This is a genomic window from Nostoc sphaeroides (assembly GCF_003443655.1).
GTDB classification, from domain to species: domain Bacteria; phylum Cyanobacteriota; class Cyanobacteriia; order Cyanobacteriales; family Nostocaceae; genus Nostoc; species Nostoc sphaeroides.
In genome coordinates this window covers 1,589,855-1,606,857 of record NZ_CP031941.1, presented here as the reverse complement: position 1 = coordinate 1,606,857, position 17,003 = coordinate 1,589,855, and the positions used below count along the sequence as shown (strand labels likewise).

Annotated in this window: 20 protein-coding genes; 11 read left to right on the top strand and 9 right to left on the bottom strand. The window is 40.6% G+C overall.

Annotation, left to right across the window (positions count from 1 at the left end):
- Positions 1 to 579: 579 nt before the first annotated feature.
- The 4 genes from D1367_RS07425 to D1367_RS07410 all read left to right on the top strand — a co-directional run bounded on the left by D1367_RS07425 (position 580) and on the right by D1367_RS07410 (position 4,087).
- The gene (locus D1367_RS07425) at positions 580 to 2,739 is read left to right on the top strand and encodes a Tex family protein (protein ID WP_118165284.1); all 2,160 of its coding nucleotides are present in this window, start codon (positions 580 to 582) and stop codon (positions 2,737 to 2,739) included.
- 13 nt (positions 2,740 to 2,752) lie between these two features.
- Positions 2,753 to 3,106 (top strand): 2Fe-2S iron-sulfur cluster-binding protein, encoded by a 354-nt coding sequence (locus D1367_RS07420; protein ID WP_118165281.1) that lies wholly within the window; start codon positions 2,753 to 2,755, stop codon positions 3,104 to 3,106.
- 257 nt (positions 3,107 to 3,363) lie between these two features.
- Positions 3,364 to 3,762, top strand: a complete 399-nt coding sequence (locus D1367_RS07415) for a phage holin family protein (RefSeq protein ID WP_118165279.1) — start codon at positions 3,364 to 3,366, stop codon at positions 3,760 to 3,762.
- Positions 3,763 to 3,895: 133 nt separating this feature from the next.
- The gene (locus tag D1367_RS07410) at positions 3,896 to 4,087 is read left to right on the top strand and encodes a YqaE/Pmp3 family membrane protein (protein WP_094353212.1); all 192 of its coding nucleotides are present in this window, start codon (positions 3,896 to 3,898) and stop codon (positions 4,085 to 4,087) included.
- A 643-nt stretch (positions 4,088 to 4,730) separates the two neighbouring features.
- Here the strand turns inward: D1367_RS07410 and D1367_RS07405 are convergent.
- A complete protein-coding gene (locus D1367_RS07405) occupies positions 4,731 to 5,531 on the bottom strand; it encodes a histidine kinase (protein ID WP_118165277.1) in 801 nt (266 codons plus the stop codon).
- Between the two features lie 188 nt (positions 5,532 to 5,719).
- Here D1367_RS07405 and D1367_RS07400 point away from each other — a divergent pair, with 188 nt between their 5' ends.
- The 3 genes from D1367_RS07400 (at position 5,720) to D1367_RS07390 (ending at position 7,589) form a co-directional block, all read left to right on the top strand.
- The gene (locus tag D1367_RS07400) at positions 5,720 to 5,944 is read left to right on the top strand and encodes a hypothetical protein (protein WP_118165274.1); all 225 of its coding nucleotides are present in this window, start codon (positions 5,720 to 5,722) and stop codon (positions 5,942 to 5,944) included.
- A 54-nt stretch (positions 5,945 to 5,998) separates the two neighbouring features.
- Positions 5,999 to 6,331: a cytochrome c6 PetJ gene (gene petJ / locus D1367_RS07395; RefSeq protein ID WP_118165271.1), complete on the top strand. Its 333-nt coding sequence runs from the start codon at positions 5,999 to 6,001 to the stop codon at positions 6,329 to 6,331.
- 238 nt (positions 6,332 to 6,569) lie between these two features.
- A complete protein-coding gene (locus D1367_RS07390) occupies positions 6,570 to 7,589 on the top strand; it encodes an aldo/keto reductase (protein WP_118165268.1) in 1,020 nt (339 codons plus the stop codon).
- A gap of 35 nt (positions 7,590 to 7,624) precedes the next feature.
- Here the strand turns inward: D1367_RS07390 and D1367_RS07385 are convergent, their stop codons facing one another.
- Positions 7,625 to 7,888: a hypothetical protein gene (locus tag D1367_RS07385; RefSeq protein WP_244944988.1), complete on the bottom strand. Its 264-nt coding sequence runs from the start codon at positions 7,886 to 7,888 to the stop codon at positions 7,625 to 7,627.
- A 108-nt stretch (positions 7,889 to 7,996) separates the two neighbouring features.
- Positions 7,997 to 8,470, bottom strand: a complete 474-nt coding sequence (locus D1367_RS07380; RefSeq protein WP_118165263.1) for a DUF4385 domain-containing protein — start codon at positions 8,468 to 8,470, stop codon at positions 7,997 to 7,999.
- 75 nt (positions 8,471 to 8,545) lie between these two features.
- Here D1367_RS07380 and D1367_RS07375 point away from each other — a divergent pair, with 75 nt between their 5' ends.
- From D1367_RS07375 to D1367_RS07365, 3 genes are all read left to right on the top strand, one after another.
- On the top strand, positions 8,546 to 9,013 hold the full coding sequence (locus D1367_RS07375; RefSeq protein WP_118165261.1) for a VOC family protein: 468 nt from the start codon (positions 8,546 to 8,548) through the stop codon (positions 9,011 to 9,013).
- 36 nt (positions 9,014 to 9,049) lie between these two features.
- The gene (locus D1367_RS07370) at positions 9,050 to 9,628 is read left to right on the top strand and encodes a Uma2 family endonuclease (RefSeq protein WP_118165259.1); all 579 of its coding nucleotides are present in this window, start codon (positions 9,050 to 9,052) and stop codon (positions 9,626 to 9,628) included.
- A gap of 64 nt (positions 9,629 to 9,692) precedes the next feature.
- Positions 9,693 to 9,986, top strand: a complete 294-nt coding sequence (locus D1367_RS07365; protein WP_118165256.1) for a hypothetical protein — start codon at positions 9,693 to 9,695, stop codon at positions 9,984 to 9,986.
- A gap of 67 nt (positions 9,987 to 10,053) precedes the next feature.
- Here D1367_RS07365 and D1367_RS07360 read toward each other — a convergent pair whose 3' ends face one another.
- Positions 10,054 to 10,746, bottom strand: a complete 693-nt coding sequence (locus tag D1367_RS07360) for a Uma2 family endonuclease (protein ID WP_118165254.1) — start codon at positions 10,744 to 10,746, stop codon at positions 10,054 to 10,056.
- Positions 10,747 to 10,770: 24 nt separating this feature from the next.
- The gene (locus D1367_RS07355; protein WP_118165252.1) at positions 10,771 to 11,562 is read right to left on the bottom strand and encodes a class I SAM-dependent methyltransferase; all 792 of its coding nucleotides are present in this window, start codon (positions 11,560 to 11,562) and stop codon (positions 10,771 to 10,773) included.
- A 6-nt stretch (positions 11,563 to 11,568) separates the two neighbouring features.
- On the opposite strand from D1367_RS07355, the gene D1367_RS07350 reads away from it, so the two are divergent.
- The gene (locus tag D1367_RS07350) at positions 11,569 to 12,387 is read left to right on the top strand and encodes a class I SAM-dependent methyltransferase (RefSeq protein WP_181985095.1); all 819 of its coding nucleotides are present in this window, start codon (positions 11,569 to 11,571) and stop codon (positions 12,385 to 12,387) included.
- 8 nt (positions 12,388 to 12,395) lie between these two features.
- On the opposite strand, the gene D1367_RS07345 is transcribed toward D1367_RS07350, so the two are convergent.
- The 4 genes from D1367_RS07345 to D1367_RS07330 all read right to left on the bottom strand — a co-directional run bounded on the left by D1367_RS07345 (position 12,396) and on the right by D1367_RS07330 (position 16,791).
- Complete coding sequence (locus tag D1367_RS07345; protein WP_118165250.1) at positions 12,396 to 13,808, bottom strand: TolC family protein; 1,413 nt, start codon at positions 13,806 to 13,808, stop codon at positions 12,396 to 12,398.
- Positions 13,809 to 13,929: 121 nt separating this feature from the next.
- Entirely contained in the window at positions 13,930 to 14,601 is a 672-nt protein-coding gene (locus D1367_RS07340; protein WP_118165247.1) for an ABC transporter ATP-binding protein, read from the bottom strand.
- A 178-nt stretch (positions 14,602 to 14,779) separates the two neighbouring features.
- Entirely contained in the window at positions 14,780 to 15,451 is a 672-nt protein-coding gene (locus D1367_RS07335; protein ID WP_118165245.1) for a VOC family protein, read from the bottom strand.
- A 59-nt stretch (positions 15,452 to 15,510) separates the two neighbouring features.
- On the bottom strand, positions 15,511 to 16,791 hold the full coding sequence (locus D1367_RS07330) for an ABC transporter permease (RefSeq protein ID WP_267255543.1): 1,281 nt from the start codon (positions 16,789 to 16,791) through the stop codon (positions 15,511 to 15,513).
- Positions 16,792 to 17,003: the final 212 nt, after the last annotated feature.

Genomic DNA, 17,003 nt, shown 5'->3' with positions numbered 1-17,003 from the left:
ATTTTACATCCAATGAGGTTTTAGCCACAACAGCCCATTGAAATAAATATTATAGAAAACCAAGATTACGCAACGTCGTATCTTACACAAATTGGAATAATTCTTGTGACAGAAGCAGCGCTCAAAAGCTTGGCTAATAACTCCTTCTTGTGTTGTCGATGATGAGCCAAGCTGGCTTTAACAATAGGTTACCAGACGCTAGGCGCAGCTTGGTGAGGAGTGCAAAATCTCTTCCGGTAACACTATCTCAACTCAGTATAGCTGCGCTATGCTATACAAACTCTTGTTTACCCAGACAAATTGGAAGGCTTTAAAACCTGCGTAGGTGGGTTTTGTCTATTTAGCCAATTGCACTCTTGTGAGCAATCATCTGGTAAATTAGCTTAAAACTTTGGCCTTGCGCCAGGATCAGAATTTAATACAGCGCGGCAAAAATCAAGCTACCATTTTAAAACTTGCAAAAGCCTTGATATACAAAACTTTTGAATGCGTGAATGCGTGAATGTGTGACTTCCGCCTTGCGGTACTAGCATATTACCTTTAGAAGTAGCATTTTCATTTTTTCATTTTAGACACTCAATGCTGAACATTCCTCAATTACTGGCAACTGAAATCAACCTCAAACCCCATCAGGTGCAAAACGCGCTCTCCCTTTTGGCGGAGGGTGCAACGATTCCCTTTATTGCACGTTACCGGAAAGAGCGCACCGATGAGATGAATGAGGTGCAACTACGTGAACTGGCTGATCGATATACTTATTTAACAGAACTGGAAGAACGAAAATCTGTAATTTTAAGTGCGATCGCACAACTTGGTAAACTCACAGATGAACTCAAAGCCAAAATCTCATCCTGCTTACAAAAAACCGAACTTGAGGATTTATACTTACCCTATCGCCCAAAACGACGCACCCGCGCCACTATCGCCAGAGAAAAAGGACTCGAACCACTAGCGGAATTCATCAAGTCGCTAAATGTCAAAAATGCTGCAACTGCTTCATTGGAAGAAGAAGCTGCTAAGTATATTTCTGAAGCCAAGGGAGTAAAAACAGCAGAAGAAGCACTTAAAGGTGCTGCTGATATTTTAGCGGAAGAAGTGGCTGAAAAAGCTGAATTACGCGCATATATCCGCGATTATCTTCTTGAAGAAGGGGTATTTGTCTCCCGCATCAAAGATGATTATCCTGAAGGTACAACCAAATTTGAGATGTACCGTAACTATCAAATTAAGGTAACAAATATTGCACCACACAATATGCTGGCCTTGTGTCGGGGTGAAACGGAGAAAGTATTAAGCTTTGAAATTGCTTTTGATGAAGATACGGTACTTTACTATCTTGAGTCGAAAGAAATTAAAACCAAAGTTCGGACAATTCGGGATTTTTATCAGGCGATGTTGAAGGATGCATTCAATCGTTTGATGAAAGTCTCTCTAATGGGAGAGGTAATTTCTGAGATTAAAGTCTATGCAGACATGGAATCAATCAAGACATTTGAAACTAATCTGCGAGAGTTGCTGCTATCTGCACCAGCAGGAATGAAACCAACCTTGGCGATAGACCCTGGATTTAGAACTGGGTGTAAAGTTGCTGTTCTCGACCAAACCGGGAAATTTTTGGAATACCAAGCGGTTTTTCCTCACCAAGCTGCTGAACAACGCGCCAAAGCTGCACAAACCGTCAAAAATCTGATTGAAAAATACAAGATTGAGTTAATCGCCATTGGTAACGGTACAGCCTCCCGTGAGACAGAGGAGTTTGTCACGCAAGTACTGGAAACCATAGAACACAAACCAGTTAAGGTGATGGTGAATGAATCTGGCGCATCTATATATTCTGCTAGTAGTGTAGCGCTAGAAGAGTTTCCCGATTTAGATATTACCGTGCGTGGTGCGATTAGTATCGGCCGTCGTTTGCAAGATCCTCTGGCGGAACTGGTGAAAATCGATCCCAAATCCATTGGTGTGGGACAATATCAGCACGATGTCGATCAGAAGTTGCTGAAAAAGAAATTGGATGAGACTGTAGAAAGCTGCGTTAACTACGTCGGCGTAGACTTGAATATGGCCTCCAAAGAACTTCTGACTTCTGTCTCTGGGATTACGGCAACAGTTGCCAATAATATTGTCGCCTATCGTAACCAGAATGGAGCCTTTAAAAATCGCCGACAACTTTTGAAAGTTCCCAAATTAGGGCCAAAAGCCTTTGAACAAGCGGCGGGTTTTCTGCGGATTCGCGGCGGTGACAACCCATTAGATAATACAGCAGTGCATCCAGAGAGTTATTCTCTAGTAGAAGCGATCGCATCTGATCTAAATGTGCCATTAAATCAGGTGACACAAATTGCCGAAAAACTTAAAAAGACCAACCTGAAAAAATATGTTACCCATAGCGTCGGTGAACCCACACTGCGCGACATCCTCAGCGAACTAGAAAAACCAGGTAGAGATCCCCGTGCAGAATTTAAGTATGCCACCTTCAAAGAAGGAATTAAGGAAATCAGGGACTTAAAGGTGGGAATGGAACTGGAAGGAATGATTACAAATGTCGCCAACTTCGGCGCTTTCGTTGATATCGGCGTACATCAAGATGGCTTGGTGCATATATCCCAACTTGCTGATAGATTTGTAGACGATCCCAACAAAGTTGTCAAAGTCGGACAAGTAGTCAAAGTGCAGGTGCTAGAAATCAACGAGAAACTCAAGCGGATTAGTTTGTCGATGAAAGCAGTTAAACAATAATTACAAACAGCAGATGGCAGTTTATCAAGTTCAATTCATCAATCCTACACTTGGATTAGATCGGACTATTCCAGTACCAGACGATCAATATATTCTGGATATGGCGGAAGAAGCTGGTATCCGCCTACCATCTGGGTGCAAACAAGGCGAATGTTCTGCGTGTATTGCTAAACTTATTAGTGGTGAAGTCGATCAAAGCGAGCAAAAATTTCTACGCCCAAGTGAAATACAGGCTGGTTATGTTGTGACTTGTGTAACTTACCCCTTATCTGATTGCACTTTAGAAACCCATCAAGAACAAGTCTTGTATAAATCAGCCCTTTATTATAAGCCTGAGTCGGGAAAATCTAAGCGATCGCAATATTAATCGGTTAAGAAGATTTGTAGGTTGGGTTCAAGGTAGTGAAACCCGACAAAGCGTGAAAATGTTGGGTTTCGTTCCTCAACCCAACCTACTCGGAGTGCTTTTTGAAGTAAAACCTACGCAGTATTGGAATCGCTATATTTTTATGATCGGCCTAACGATAGAACCAAATTCTATCTTGCAAGAGAGGTTAAAACCCTGCACATAGTTGAAGATGAAATAAGAAGTTACAAAAAATCTCTAGTGATTAGGTAAGAAAAATGTTAACACCATTATTAACCGCCCTAGCTACAGCTTTGAGCCTGTTGATTGTCGATTTAGTTGTTCCAGGCGTTAATATTGCTAACTTTCCCGCAGCTATGATTGCTGCTTTAGTAATTGGTTTAATTAACGGTTCAGTTAAACCAGTCTTGTCTGCTCTTTCTCTACCACTTAACTTTCTATCATTTGGAGCATTTTCGCTCGTCGTCAACGGTTTGTGTTTCTGGTTAGCAGCAGTGCTAGTTCCTGGGTTCGCAGTTCGCGGAATTATTGGTTTCCTTCTTGGGCCAGTGATCCTAACTTTTGCTAACACCTTCATTAACAACTACTTTGTTGAAAGAAACCTGTTAACCGGCAGTGGTGATGTAAAAACACAAGGTGAATTACCTTCTAGATAGGTATTAGAAGGAGTAGAAATACGAATTTTATTACTACGTTTCTACTCCAAATAAATATCCGAAGGTGGATTTCCTAATTCGGTATCTTGAGCAGAATGTAGTTAAAGAAAATCACAAAAAATACGGTAAAATCATGAAATTAGTTCGTTTTCTTCTAGGTTTGTTAGTGCCTCCTTTAGGCGTTTTCCTGACAGTTGGAGTTGGCCCAACCCTGTTTATTAACATCTTGCTCACAGTTCTAGGTTGGCTACCCGGTAGTATTCATGCAATTTGGGTTATTGCCAAGCATGATGAACAACTGAATAGAGAAGGCAATATTTACTAATACGCAAGATGAATTTTAGGGAATCTTGAGTGGGGTGCGTTATGGCTTTAGGCGTCGTAACGCACCATTTTAGTTTCTACCAGAATTAGAAGTTATAAGACAATACAGTTCAGATAAGACCAAAACACTTGTAGAGACGGCGATTTATCGCGTCTTATAGAGACGGCGATTTAGTAGAAATAGCGCTTAACTGAACCGTATTGAGTTATAAGATCTAACCCCCAACTCGTCGCGGGAAGGAAGAAAAATTCAAAGCCTCTCTCCTTTTAGAAGAGAGGTCAAAGTTGTACCTCATACCAATTCTGTATGAAGATGCGCTAAACCATATTTATAGCGGTTCCCATTCAAATGAGGTACAAAATTATATCGCAAGGTGTAGGGGCACGGCATTGCCGTGCCCCTACGAGTGTACGTCACGCTTGCCGGGAAACGCTATTAAGTACAAGAAATAAAAACGAACCGCAAAGTCCGCAAAGTCCGCAAAGAAAGAAAGAAGTTAAAAGGGTAAACGAGTAGTTTGAAAACACGTCCTAACGCACCCTAAGAAAGCTGAGTATTTAATAATTATACAAATACGTTGGTAGGGGCACGGCATTGCCGTGCCCCTACATGTATCAGAGTTTTTGTGAAAAAGCAGTCCAGTCTATTTATGAATAGTCTCGCGCTCTTTATTAGCAGGTTCCTTATCTTTGAATAAGTCAGCCGCCGTTAAGAGTAACTCTCTCAATGTTTGTTTGATTTGGCGCTCTTTTCTCGCTAAAGATGTACCAGCTTCACCCAGTTTATCTTCAAGCTGCGATCGCTTCTCTTCTACCTGCACAGCCATAGATTCGGCTTGAGGACGAGCTTTATCATACCAGTGTTTAGCCTCGTCTAGATAATCTTGAACTTCCATATTACGTCCGCCATAGCGTGCAGCCATATTAGCTCGAACAATGGCTAGCTGTGCTTGCAGTTGGGCGTAACGTTTCTTTAACAATCCGACTTCATCACTATCTTTAATAGCATTGACAGCAGAATCAATGGCAGTTTTGGTACTAGCAGGTTTTTCCTTACCCGTCTCCTCAATTTCTGCCAAAATTACATCAACCTCTTGCTGGAGTTGTTCTTCTTCACCATCAAGTTGAGCCTGTAGCCGCTTGATATCTGTCTGAGTTCTAACAATGTTTTGGTGTCTTTGGCTATTAATTCCTTCCAGCGCTCCTTCAATGGAAGCTGTCACTTCATCTTTGAGTTCGCCACCTTTTTCTTGGAAGTTGTCAATTACAGCAGAAACAGCATCTCTCACAATGCTACGAACTTCACTAGAACCTTGTTTAAACTCAGAAGCTACTTGAGAAACTGCGGATTTTACAATTTCTCGAATCCGTTCAGTTCTTAATTGTCCAGTTTCTTTAGCTTGTTGCAGGTCTGCTTGAATTTGTTGTTTGATATTGTTAGGCATTTTCAACTCTTGGGGTTTAACTATTTTGGATAAAATTTTCTAGACATGTTCCCATACCCACATTATGGCGTAGTCTAAGAAGGCTTGGCACTTCCTTTAGATAGAAAATAATAACCCGAAAGACGTGATGTGTAGCATGTTGCCCATTCGTGAGATGATTAATTGTTGGTAATAATTGAGATGCAAATATGTGGCGAGTAAATATTACTTGTTCAGCCGATGCCTGGAAGCTCTATGGTAGCGAATTTAAAGCGATCGCAGAAAAATACAAAGGGGAATTGATTGGTTCCAAAAAAATGCCAGATGGGACGCGCATCATGTCTTACAAAATTGAAGAAGTTAGCGATGCCGAAGCCTTTCAAGATGATTGTGCAAATTTTGCTGGATTTACAACTGACTTTGAATCCTTATAGTATTGGTTCTGACACTAATCCCTACAACCCTATGTCAAAATCAGGAGAAGTTAATTGAAAAAACTAGTCACATTAGTATTAGTAACATTTTTGTTATCGATAAGCACTTTTATACCTGCTAGTGCAGCAGACACGGTTAACGGTGAACAAATATTTAGTGTTCATTGTGCTGGTTGTCATATCAACGGTAGCAACATCATTAGGCGAGGTAAAAATCTCAAAAAGCAAGCGCTGAAAAAGTATGGCATGGATTCAATAGAGGCAGTTACATCTATAGTTACCAATGGTAAAAATAATATGTCAGCCTACAAAGAACGCCTCAGTGAACAGCAAATTAAAGATGTTGCTGCTTACGTTCTCGAACAAGCTGAAAAAGACTGGCGTTAGAAAGTTGGGAGCGATGCCCTGAGCCTGCCGAAGGGTTAGGAGTGAAAAGTTAGGAGTTAGGAGTTAAAATTTAAGAGTTATTGATTATCGCTGTTATAAATGGTTCTTAAGAAGGCATAAAGGGTAAGAATGTTGTAATAAGATGCTTCCGAACTCACTCTTAACTCCTCACTTCTAACTCCTAACTCCTAACCCCTCACTCCTCACTCCTAACTTTTTACTCCTCCTAAACTTGAAAATGAACTTACCCACAGCTAGCCGTCTCCAATTCACTCCTGATTTAAACATTTGCCGCATATTAAATGGGATGTGGCAAGTCTCCGGCGGACACGGACGCATTAATCCCCAAGCCGCCATTGAGGCTATGTTCAAATATGTAGATGCAGGCTTTACCACTTGGGATTTAGCAGACCACTATGGCCCCGCAGAAGACTTTATTGGTGAGTTTCGCTGTCAACTAATTGACACTCGTGGGAAAGATGCTTTATCTCAGGTGCAAGCTTTTACCAAATGGGTGCCTCGTCCTGGCAAAATGACGAAAAAACTCGTCGAAGAAAATATTGATATCTCCCTGAGAAGGATGAATGTGCAATCGTTAGATTTGATGCAATTCCACTGGTGGGAATATCAGGATAAAAATTACCTGGATGCCCTCAAATATATGGCAGAACTTCAGACTGAGGGTAAAATTAAGCATTTAGGTTTAACTAATTTTGACACGGAAAACTTAAAGCTGATTACCGAAGCAGGGATCAAAATCGTTTCTAACCAAGTGCAATTTTCCCTTGTTGACCGCCGTCCCGAAGTTAACATGGTGGAGTTTTGTCAACAGCATGACATAAAGCTTTTTACTTACGGTACACTGTGCGGCGGTTTGTTATCAGAAAACTATTTGGGGAAACCGGAACCGCGAGGATTTGATCTATCCACTGCTAGTTTGAAAAAATATAAAAATATGATCGATGCTTGGGGTGGTTGGCGATTATTTCAAGAGTTGCTAGCTATCTTAAAAGAAATTGCTAATAAGCATGGGGTAAGCATTTCTAACATAGCAGTGCGTTACATTTTAGATCAACCAACTGTGGGCGGTGTGATAGTTGGTGCAAAACTTGGTGTATCTGAACATATAGAAGATAACGCCAAAGTATTTAGTTTTAGTTTAGATGCTGACGATCGCGATCGCATCAATGCAGTATCTCGCCAATCACGCGATTTGTACCAGCTTATCGGCGACTGTGGCGACGAATATCGCCGATAACCATTAAGGCTTGAGGAATTGGTGCGATCGCTTATTTATTTTTTGGAAGTCCAAAAAGACTCGTCGGCGAGTATCAAAGACTCGTTCACGAGTATCAAAGACTCATCGCCGAGTATCAAAGACTCGTTCACGAGTATCAAAGACTCATCGCCGAGTATCAAAGACTCGTTCACGAGTATCAAAGACTCGTCGGCGAGTATAAAAGACTCGTTCACGAGTATCAAAGACTCATCGCCGAGTATAAAAGACTCGTTCACGAGTATCAAAGACTCATCGCCGAGTATCAAAGACTCGTTCACGAGTATCAAAGACTCATCGGCTGTTTAGTAGAGTGTGTTAGCGACAGCATAAGGCAGTAAAAACATCTTGGAAGGTGCTTTAAGTTCTTAACGCACCTTCCAAGGTCACTAACCTACTTCATACATCTGCTTATGTTTGGCTAAAAGCTTTTGATATTTCTCATTTGTCTTTGCTTCTACCCACTTGGCTTTAAATATTGCTGCTGATTCTGCTTTAACTGGGTCTACTTCATAAGGAAGAATTTCTTTTTTAGAATCTGGATCTTCCGAATTTTGTTTATACTTCCTACCACTTTTATGATTAGCATAACGGCGAGAGCGAGTATAACCCATTTGGATAAACTTTCGTGCCATATCTGCGCCGACAAAATCATCTTTATCTAAATAATCAAGAAACATCTCGTAGATTTTTTCACTCGACTCTCTAGCAATATCAGGAGTTTTGAACCGCCAGTAGGGAAGGATTTCTGATTTGTATGGCTCAACCAAAAGTACACCCTGCTCACCCTTACCAACGCGATAGAGTTCAGGATGTTGGCGAAAATCAATATTTTTAAAATCTAAAGAATAATCAAAAGCCATGATAGATTTTTATTATGAATAGTAAACTTTAAAAAAAAGTTCAACTTCTATCTAAGTATTGAGATTTTGTTGATTATGCTATCTAGCACCCAATCCGTGAACAGTGTCCTTGCGCCAGGAAATCTGCGTAAAGTGCATCACATTGCTCTCAACGTCCAGGATATGCAAGCTTCGCGCTATTTTTATGGCACAATTCTGGGTTTGCATGAACTCACAGGCGACGAAGTACCCGCAACCCTGATAGAACTTGTCGCATCTGGGAAAGTAGCCAACTTCATCACCCCAGATGGTACAATTCTCGATTTATTTGGCGAACCAGAATTATCACCACCAAATCCTGATCCCGAAAAGACCTTCACCAGAGCCTACCATCTGGCTTTTGATATCGATCCGCAGTTATTCGATCGCGCGGTGACAGTGATCAGAGAAAATAAAATAGCGATCGCACATGGCCCAGTCACTCGTCCTACTGGTAGAGGAGTGTATTTTTACGATCCAGATGGCTTTATGATTGAAATTCGTTGCGATCCAGATGTGCATTAAATAATTATTTGTCAGCAAAAAACGGGAAATATTTCTATGACAGCACTGACATTAAACCTTAATTCGATTCTTAAACTGACAAGAGAGCAGTTTTATCAGTTGTGTGAAGAAAACCCCGATTTACAATTAGAACGCAATTCTCAAGGAGAATTAGTCATAATGCCACCAACGGGAGGAGAAACTGGAAGAAGTAACGTTAATTTAATTCTGCAATTGGCATCATGGAATGAACAAAAGCAGCTAGGCGAAGTTTTTGATTCTTCCACTGGATTTACTTTACCTTCAGGGGCTGACCGTTCTCCTGATGTTTCTTGGGTTGAAAAATCTCGTTGGGATAATTTGACTAAAGAACAAAGAGAAAAATTTATTCCTTTATGTCCTGACTTTACAATTGAAATAATGTCACCATCTGACACTTTAAAAAAAGTTCAAGGAAAAATGCATGAGTATATGTCAAATGGATGTCGTTTGGGTTGGCTGATAAATCGAAAAAAACAGGAAGTTGAAATTTATCGTCTAGGACAAGATGTGGAAATTTTAAAATCACCTCAAACACTTTCTGGAGAAACTTTTTTACCTAGTTTTGTACTCAATATGAAAAAAATTTGGGGATAATAATAATTGATTCTTATGTGCCAAAAGTAGGAAAAATTCTGGAAAAAACACTAGTTAATCTACTATGACCGCGAAACTCACCCAAATATTTAAAGTAATTGAAGACACAATCGCAAAACCGCCAATTCCACACGAACCATACAAGCAATCATTGAAAGCCTGGGCGATGTATTGCTTGCGAGACAAAGGTTTTATAGTTGTTTATGCTCAAAATGCCGACTTTGCTATTGAAAGAAAAGGCGAAGAAAAGCTATATTTCAAAGTTTCAAATAGCCCCGATGATTTAGATAATTCTTTTAACTGGATTGTTTGGGATAGTGTAACCAAAAGCGCCAGTCTGATAATTCGTAATTCGTAATGACGCTCGATGACTCGCTACCGCTTCGCTAACGTAATTCGTAATTTGTAATTAATGGTGCAATTAATTACGAACTTCCTTCTGTAGACAACTGCTGCACAAATATTTGATGTTCTGGCGAATTTAATCCCAACTGCAACACAGCCAATACTTGCTGCATATTGCCAGCAAGCAAATTTGACATTGATAACCACAAACCAGGAAATACTTGACTTTTGATAATTCCATCTGCCTCTACTTCTAAAGAGACATATTCTCCTTGTTGTAGGTTAAACCAATCTAATTTGTTTTCAAATATTTGCCAAACAATGTATTCTTTTACGCCATTACGACCATAGACTTTTTTCTTGTCATGTAAATCAATAGCAACACTGCTAGCTGCTATCTCTATTACGAGTTCTGGCACACCTTCTATATAATCATCATTGCTGAAACGAGATTGTCCGTTAGCTGCTGGTGTGATTAATAGTACTCCATCTGGTTGCGGTTCATTGTCTCGATCTAAGCGGACTGTTGGCTCAATTCCCAATCTCACACCAGGAGTGGCAATTTGGTAAGTCCACAACCAACCTATTAGATGGCCATGTGGTTCAGCATGACTTTCAAAGCGTAATGGGGATGCCAAGTATACAACTCCTTCAATTAATTCTGCTTTTTGATGACGGGGCATTGCTTGATAGCGGCGCTCAAATTCGTAACGAGTGAGGCGATCGCCATTTTCTAAATGAGGAATTCGTTGCTTGAGTGATAGGTTGACCATGATTTTCTGCTCTGGCAAGGAGTCTTACTTTATTATGGCTTGGTACATATTTTTTTTGAGTAAACTAGAAGCGCTAAAATCAGGTTTTTCAAATACCATTAAATGCTGTTGAGGTAACAAGTTTTTAGTTTCCCGCCAAACCAAACCAACAGCTTGCATTTCTTTGCGGACTTGCTTTTGAGTCATCTTGTGCAGACCTTTAATCATAATAAAGGGATTTTCACCCCGGTACTCAACCAGCACCACCCGGCCACCTGGTTTAAGTGCTTTCACAATTCTTTGCATTACTTCTTGGGGATACTCTAGTTCATGATAAGCATCTACCATCAACGCCAAATCGATACTTTCAGATGGTAAGTTGGGGTCAGTAAGGGTTGACAAAATAGGCTCAATATTGGTGATATTTTTCTCTTTTTTGAATAACTCAATAATTTCCAACATTTCAGGCTGAACATCTACAGCCAACACTTTCCCTGCTGTTAATAAAGGCGCGATGCGAAAGCTTAAGTAACCTGTACCAGCGCCAATGTCCGCCACTACATCATTAGGTTTCAGGTTGAGGACGTTAACTATTTTAGTTGGCTGTTCCTCTCCCTCTCGGCTGGGACGTTCTAGCCAGCCAGCGCCAGTGTATCCCATAACTTTGGCAATTTCGCGCCCCATGTAATATTTGCCAATACCATCTGGACTGTGGATTATCCGTTGTTCGTAAACAGTGCTGGATGAAGTCGCGGCTTGTGCTATCAGGGTTGGATTCAGCAGCAAGGAACTTAATATCACAACAAGAGTTACTATAAAATGTAGAAAATTTAACATTTGGTTATGACCGATCTAGATAGCTATAAGCAGCAACTAAAAGAATTCTATGGCAGTAGAACGACTTACGACCATGAGGAAGGTACTCGCCATCCTCTAGAAGCCAAAATTTTACTTGAATTTGTTCCACTACATTCGGGACAGAAAATCCTTGATGTAGCGACTGGAACAGGTTTACTGGCGATACCCGCAGCTGAAAAAGTTGGTTCACAGGGCTATGTCATTGGGATTGACATGACCCCTGGAATGTTGCATCAAGCAAGACTTAAAATTGCAGCAGCAAAATTACAAAATATCGAGTTAATTGAGGCAGATGCAGAATATTTAAACTTTAGTGATAGTAGTTTTGATGTTGTCTTTTGCTGTGAGGCAATTGTACTTTTTCCTGATATCCTCACTATTTTACAAAAGTGGTATCGCTTCTTGAAAACAGGAGGGTTTGTGGCATTTACCTGTCCTCCCGAAACTGCTTATATGGCATCTCTTCAGCAGAGTGTCTGCGCTAGAGTTTTGGGTGTATCATTGTTACATATCCTTGAACCACTTGGGACTCCAGAAAAATGTCGTAATTTGCTCATTCAGGCAGGTTTTAGAGATATCGAAATTAAGATTGAGCCATCGGGACGTTATCGCCCTCTAAGGGATAAAGAATTATCTGAGATAGCAATTAATATAAATTTTAAAGGTAATTCCCTGTTGTCAAAATTATCACAAGAACAATTAAATCAGTTGCAAGTTGAGTACAAAGCAGAAATTGAGAAACTAGCAACCGATCAAGGTATTTGGGAAGACACTACAAAGTTCTTTGTTCGCGCTCGAAAATAAGTTTTACCTTAGCGCGAACCCCTGAAAGTGACCGATCTTTGCAAATTAGCTAGAGCGCGATTGTAATCCAAAATAGCTGCGACTCGATTACCTTCTGCTCTTGTCAGGTCATTTTCAGCAGAAATCACCTCTGTTTGAGTGCCCACACCAGCTTGGAACCTCAGCCTTGCTAAATTCAGAGCTTCCCTAGCTTGATTTAAAGCCACACTAGAAGTCTGCACATTATTTAAATTGGATTGCAATTGAGAATAGTACTGTTCTACATCAAAGCGAATTAGGTCGCGCTGGCTAGCAAATTGAGTCTCTGCGATCGCAATATTAGCTCTTGACTGATCCGCTCTTGCTCTTGCGGCTCCGGCATCAAACAAAGTGAGATTTCCATTAAGTCCCAATGAATAGCCATCAGTAATGCTGACACCATCATTATACCGATCTAACAGATTGTAGTTGCCTGCCAAACTAATTTGCGGCCCTAGCTGTGAAAGTGCCTGTCGTCGCCGTTGCTCGGAAATATTACGTTGTGCTAATTGCTGTTGCAATTCTGGGCGATTTTGAAACGCTTGCACAATACTTTGTTCTACCGTCTGTGGCCAAAGACCGGCTATTTGTACAGGATCTGCGGCACTAATATCAGCTGACTCTGACAAACTTAACAACGTGGCAAGTTGACGACGGGCAATTTGCTGCTGCGAGATAGCATTAGTCAGTTCTTGTTGAGAGTTTGCTAAATTTACCTGAGCTTGCAGCACATCAAACCGCGTACCCACTCCAGCCTGTTCTCTGGCTTGAGTATCCCGCAAACTAGCCTGGGCATTTTCCACAGCAGATCGATTAATTCTTACTTGTTCATCTGCTTGTTGCAAATTGTAGTATTGAGTCGTAGCATTCAACCTAATTGTCAAAGCCTGACTTTCAACATTCAATTCATTCACGCGTAGTTGTTCTTGGGCTGCTTGGATTGTCGCTTCTCGATTACCTCCGGTATAAACGTCGTAATTCAGTTCTGCTGAACCATTAAAAGAGGTGCTGGCTTGAGATGAATTGCTAGTAAAACCATTACCACTATTAGTTACATTACTGTTAATACCCAGAGTTGGAAACAAGGCAGCTTGAGACTCGCGTAGCTCCGAACGACTGCGTTCTAGCTGTAATATGGCTACCTGTAAATCTCGATTGTTGCGTTGTGCTAGTTCCAAAGCTTGTGCCAGACTGATTGGCACAGTTTGCTGAATCCTTACTTCCTGCGGTTTAGTAGGAAATTGCAGAGGATTGGGACTGGGGTTGAGGTAATCGGGAACCTTTACAGAGCTTGAGGTATTCTGCGGCTTTGGGGGAGTTGCTGCACTTGCTGCATTTGGAAAAAGAATAGCGAATGCTAGGGTAACCCAGGTAAAATGAACGAAGAATAAACTGAAATTCATAAATAGATAGATGTAGTCATTAAATTGGGTTTATTTGAGAATACAATCAAAACTTTTCATCCTGATTTACCTACGGAAATATAAATTTTAAATTCCCGCTCAAAAAACTGATATTAACAAATTACCCTACAATCAAGCCATCCTGAACTCGAATAATCCTTTTGGTTTGAGCAGCGATATCTGGTTCATGAGTGACAATCACAATTGTGATCCCTTGGTCATTAAGTTCTGTCAGTAAACTCATCACCTCATGAGAAGTTTCAGTATCTAAAGCTCCTGTTGGCTCATCTGCCAAAACTAATGCAGGTCGGTTGACCAAAGCACGAGCGATCGCTACCCGTTGTTGTTGTCCCCCAGATAGTTGACTAGGACGGTTAGATATGCGTCCCTCTAGTCCCACCTTTACCAAAGCTTCTAACGCCCTTTCCCGGCGTTTTGGCTTAGGTAAGTTAGCGTAAACCATTGGTAGCATAACATTTTCCAGCGCTGTCGCCCGCGCCAATAGGTTAAATTGTTGGAAGACAAAACCAATCCTTTGGTTACGAATATAGGCTAATTCATCATCATCAAAAGTTGTCAGATTCCTGCCTTCAAAAATATAGTCTCCAGTTGTCGGACGATCCAGACATCCCAAAATATTCATGAGTGTGGATTTACCCGAACCTGACGCACCCATAATCGAGACATATTCCCCTTCTTCAATAGAGAGTTCAATTCCCTTGAGTATTGGAACACTAACTTCTCCCAAGTGGTAAGTTTTAGTAATAGATTCCATCCAGATCATTGTTGGCATATTGATTTTAGTTTAATAAATTGTTAGTTATTGATTGTTAATTTTCAAAAAACTATATTGATTGTATAACCTGCGAATAATTAGAATTTCGTACCCAGATTATTTGCAAATAATCTGCAATGTTAGCATGTAAAATTTTCAGCAGATAGAATATATTCGCTGTAATCAAATTCCATAATCACCATTTAATTAAAATAGGGAGTTGTAAGCCAAAGTCTTGTGAATTACCTGACTTAGCATTATCAAACTCTATTTCTAGTTGGTAAAAATTGCCATGTGAAAATTGCACTAATCCAAGCTCAATGAGCGTTTTCACCTCAGCAGAAAAGTTTTGAACACCGGGTAAGGTAATTTTTAATGCTGTAATTTCTTTGAATCCAACTTTATGAACTAAAGAAGGTCGCCGTTCTAAAGGATAATTTGTGGGTTTTCGAGTTGTGGGTGAAATGAAAATCAATGGTTCTGATAAATTGTCACTATTGGTTGCGATCGGAATAGAAGCTCTTGGCGGCAGATATGTTGCATAGTAATCCCAAGTAGAAAATGGCATTTCTCGTAAATCTGATGCTGTTAGCCGGAATGAAATGCCAAAAGGGCAAGCCTGCGTTTCTTGCCAACGGCAACGTTCCCACAAACCTGTAGCGCGAACAACAGGAGATTGGATTTCGTTAGTGTCAAAAAGCCAAAGTAACTCAAGATAAGCATTCTCAAATGAAAAGCAAACGTTTGCAGTTCCTTGGCCTCGATGAATTCTACGACTACCTTCTGTGAGTCCGAAATCAGTTAGCAAATCTGCTACAACTGCTTCTGGTTCAACACAGACAAAGATATGGTCTAGTTCAAGTTGCATAACTATTCACCTGTTTTAAGAGAAGCTTTTAATTTTTAAATTTTCTTTTTTTGAATTATTTAATCACTACGTAAAGCAGTAATTGGATCTAATTTAGATGCATTTCGTGCTGGAATTACGCCAGCGACTAAGCCAACACTTAATGAGAGTCCAAAGCCAGCAATGATTGACAATAAAGAAATTACAAAGGGAAATTTGAAAGTGTTTGCAGCTACAAAGGCTAATACAACACCAGTGACCATCCCAATACATCCGCCAACAATGGAAATCACGATCGCTTCGGCTAAAAATTGATTAAGGATTGCCGAATTGGTGGCTCCTACGGCTTTGCGAATCCCGATTTCTCGCGTCCGCTCAACCACGGAAACCAGCATAATGTTAGCAATACCGATTCCACCAACTACTAACGAAATTCCAGCGATCGCTACCACCATTACTGTAAATAAACCCACAATATTAGTGAAGGTACTAACAATATCAGCTTGATTGGTCAATCTAAAATCATCAGCTTGTGGCGGATAAATATTGTGACGCAGCCGTAAAAGATTGGTGACTTGAAACTGAGCGGCTTCTAATTGCTCCTGATTAGCGCCTTTAACTAAAATTCCATTTACAGAAACGCCTACTAGGGCATTGTTTCCAACCAGTCTTTTCGACATTGTAGTTAGAGGAATGAACACCTGGTCATCTCGATCCATCGGCCCTTGAGAACCTTTAGGTTCCATCACCCCAATTACTTCATAAGCCTCTCCCTGAATGCGAATTTTCTCGCCGAGCGGATTTACACCCTGTCCAAATAGTGTTCTTTGAACTGTAGGGCCAAGAATAGCTACCTGTGCGGTAGTATCTAGTTCTTCTTGAGTAAAATATCTCCCTTGTTCGGGGTGGGTATTTCTAACTTCTGGGTAATTCAAATCTGTACCATAAATGGTAGTTGAGGTGTTCTGTCCTGCATATACAACTTGGGCGCTACGTTGAAGATAAGCAGAAACCATCTGTGCTGATGGCGCTTGTGTAGCGATCGCCTTTGCATCTTCCCAAGTCAAGGTGCTGCTAGAACCTACCCCCTGACGGACATTCCCACTTCTTGCTGCACCCGCCAAAATTTGGATCACATCTGTACCCAATGCTTGTATCTGTTGCTCAACCCCCTTTTGCACTCCCTGACCGACAGAAGTAATGGCAATAACTGAAGAAATCCCAATAATTACGCCCAACATAGTTAAACCCGTGCGTAATTTGTTACTCCACAGAGTCTCTGCCGCCATTGTCAAGATTTCCAGCAACGGCACTGTGCGAGTATTCTTAGTTTTATAAAAGCTTTTAAATATCTTAAACATAATGTTTTATTTAAAACTCACTTAATACAATTCAGTTAAGCATTTCTTCCTTCTCTTCCTTTGCGTCCTTTGCGTCCTTGGCGGTTCGTTAAAAAAGTTGAACCTTTTTACTCGACAGTTGAACCTTTTTACTCGACAGTTGAACCTTTTTACTCGACAGTTGAACCTTTTTACTCGACAGTTGAACCTTTTTACTCGACAGTTGAACCTTT

Bases quoted from the DNA above. Each gene is read 5' to 3' on its own strand.
- D1367_RS07425 (WP_118165284.1), top strand. From the start codon at position 580: ATGCTGAACATTCCTCAATTACTGGCAACTGAAATCAACCTCAAACCC.
- D1367_RS07420 (WP_118165281.1), top strand. From the start codon at position 2,753: ATGGCAGTTTATCAAGTTCAATTCATCAATCCTACACTTGGATTAGAT.
- D1367_RS07415 (WP_118165279.1), top strand. From the start codon at position 3,364: ATGTTAACACCATTATTAACCGCCCTAGCTACAGCTTTGAGCCTGTTG.
- D1367_RS07410 (WP_094353212.1), top strand. From the start codon at position 3,896: ATGAAATTAGTTCGTTTTCTTCTAGGTTTGTTAGTGCCTCCTTTAGGC.
- D1367_RS07405 (WP_118165277.1), bottom strand. From the start codon at position 5,531: ATGCCTAACAATATCAAACAACAAATTCAAGCAGACCTGCAACAAGCT.
- D1367_RS07400 (WP_118165274.1), top strand. From the start codon at position 5,720: ATGTGGCGAGTAAATATTACTTGTTCAGCCGATGCCTGGAAGCTCTAT.
- D1367_RS07390 (WP_118165268.1), top strand. From the start codon at position 6,570: ATGAACTTACCCACAGCTAGCCGTCTCCAATTCACTCCTGATTTAAAC.
- D1367_RS07380 (WP_118165263.1), bottom strand. From the start codon at position 8,470: ATGGCTTTTGATTATTCTTTAGATTTTAAAAATATTGATTTTCGCCAA.
- D1367_RS07375 (WP_118165261.1), top strand. From the start codon at position 8,546: ATGCTATCTAGCACCCAATCCGTGAACAGTGTCCTTGCGCCAGGAAAT.
- D1367_RS07370 (WP_118165259.1), top strand. From the start codon at position 9,050: ATGACAGCACTGACATTAAACCTTAATTCGATTCTTAAACTGACAAGA.
- D1367_RS07365 (WP_118165256.1), top strand. From the start codon at position 9,693: ATGACCGCGAAACTCACCCAAATATTTAAAGTAATTGAAGACACAATC.
- D1367_RS07360 (WP_118165254.1), bottom strand. From the start codon at position 10,746: ATGGTCAACCTATCACTCAAGCAACGAATTCCTCATTTAGAAAATGGC.
- D1367_RS07355 (WP_118165252.1), bottom strand. From the start codon at position 11,562: ATGTTAAATTTTCTACATTTTATAGTAACTCTTGTTGTGATATTAAGT.
- D1367_RS07350 (WP_181985095.1), top strand. From the start codon at position 11,569: ATGACCGATCTAGATAGCTATAAGCAGCAACTAAAAGAATTCTATGGC.
- D1367_RS07345 (WP_118165250.1), bottom strand. From the start codon at position 13,808: ATGAATTTCAGTTTATTCTTCGTTCATTTTACCTGGGTTACCCTAGCA.
- D1367_RS07340 (WP_118165247.1), bottom strand. From the start codon at position 14,601: ATGCCAACAATGATCTGGATGGAATCTATTACTAAAACTTACCACTTG.
- D1367_RS07335 (WP_118165245.1), bottom strand. From the start codon at position 15,451: ATGCAACTTGAACTAGACCATATCTTTGTCTGTGTTGAACCAGAAGCA.
- D1367_RS07330 (WP_267255543.1), bottom strand. From the start codon at position 16,791: ATGTTTAAGATATTTAAAAGCTTTTATAAAACTAAGAATACTCGCACA.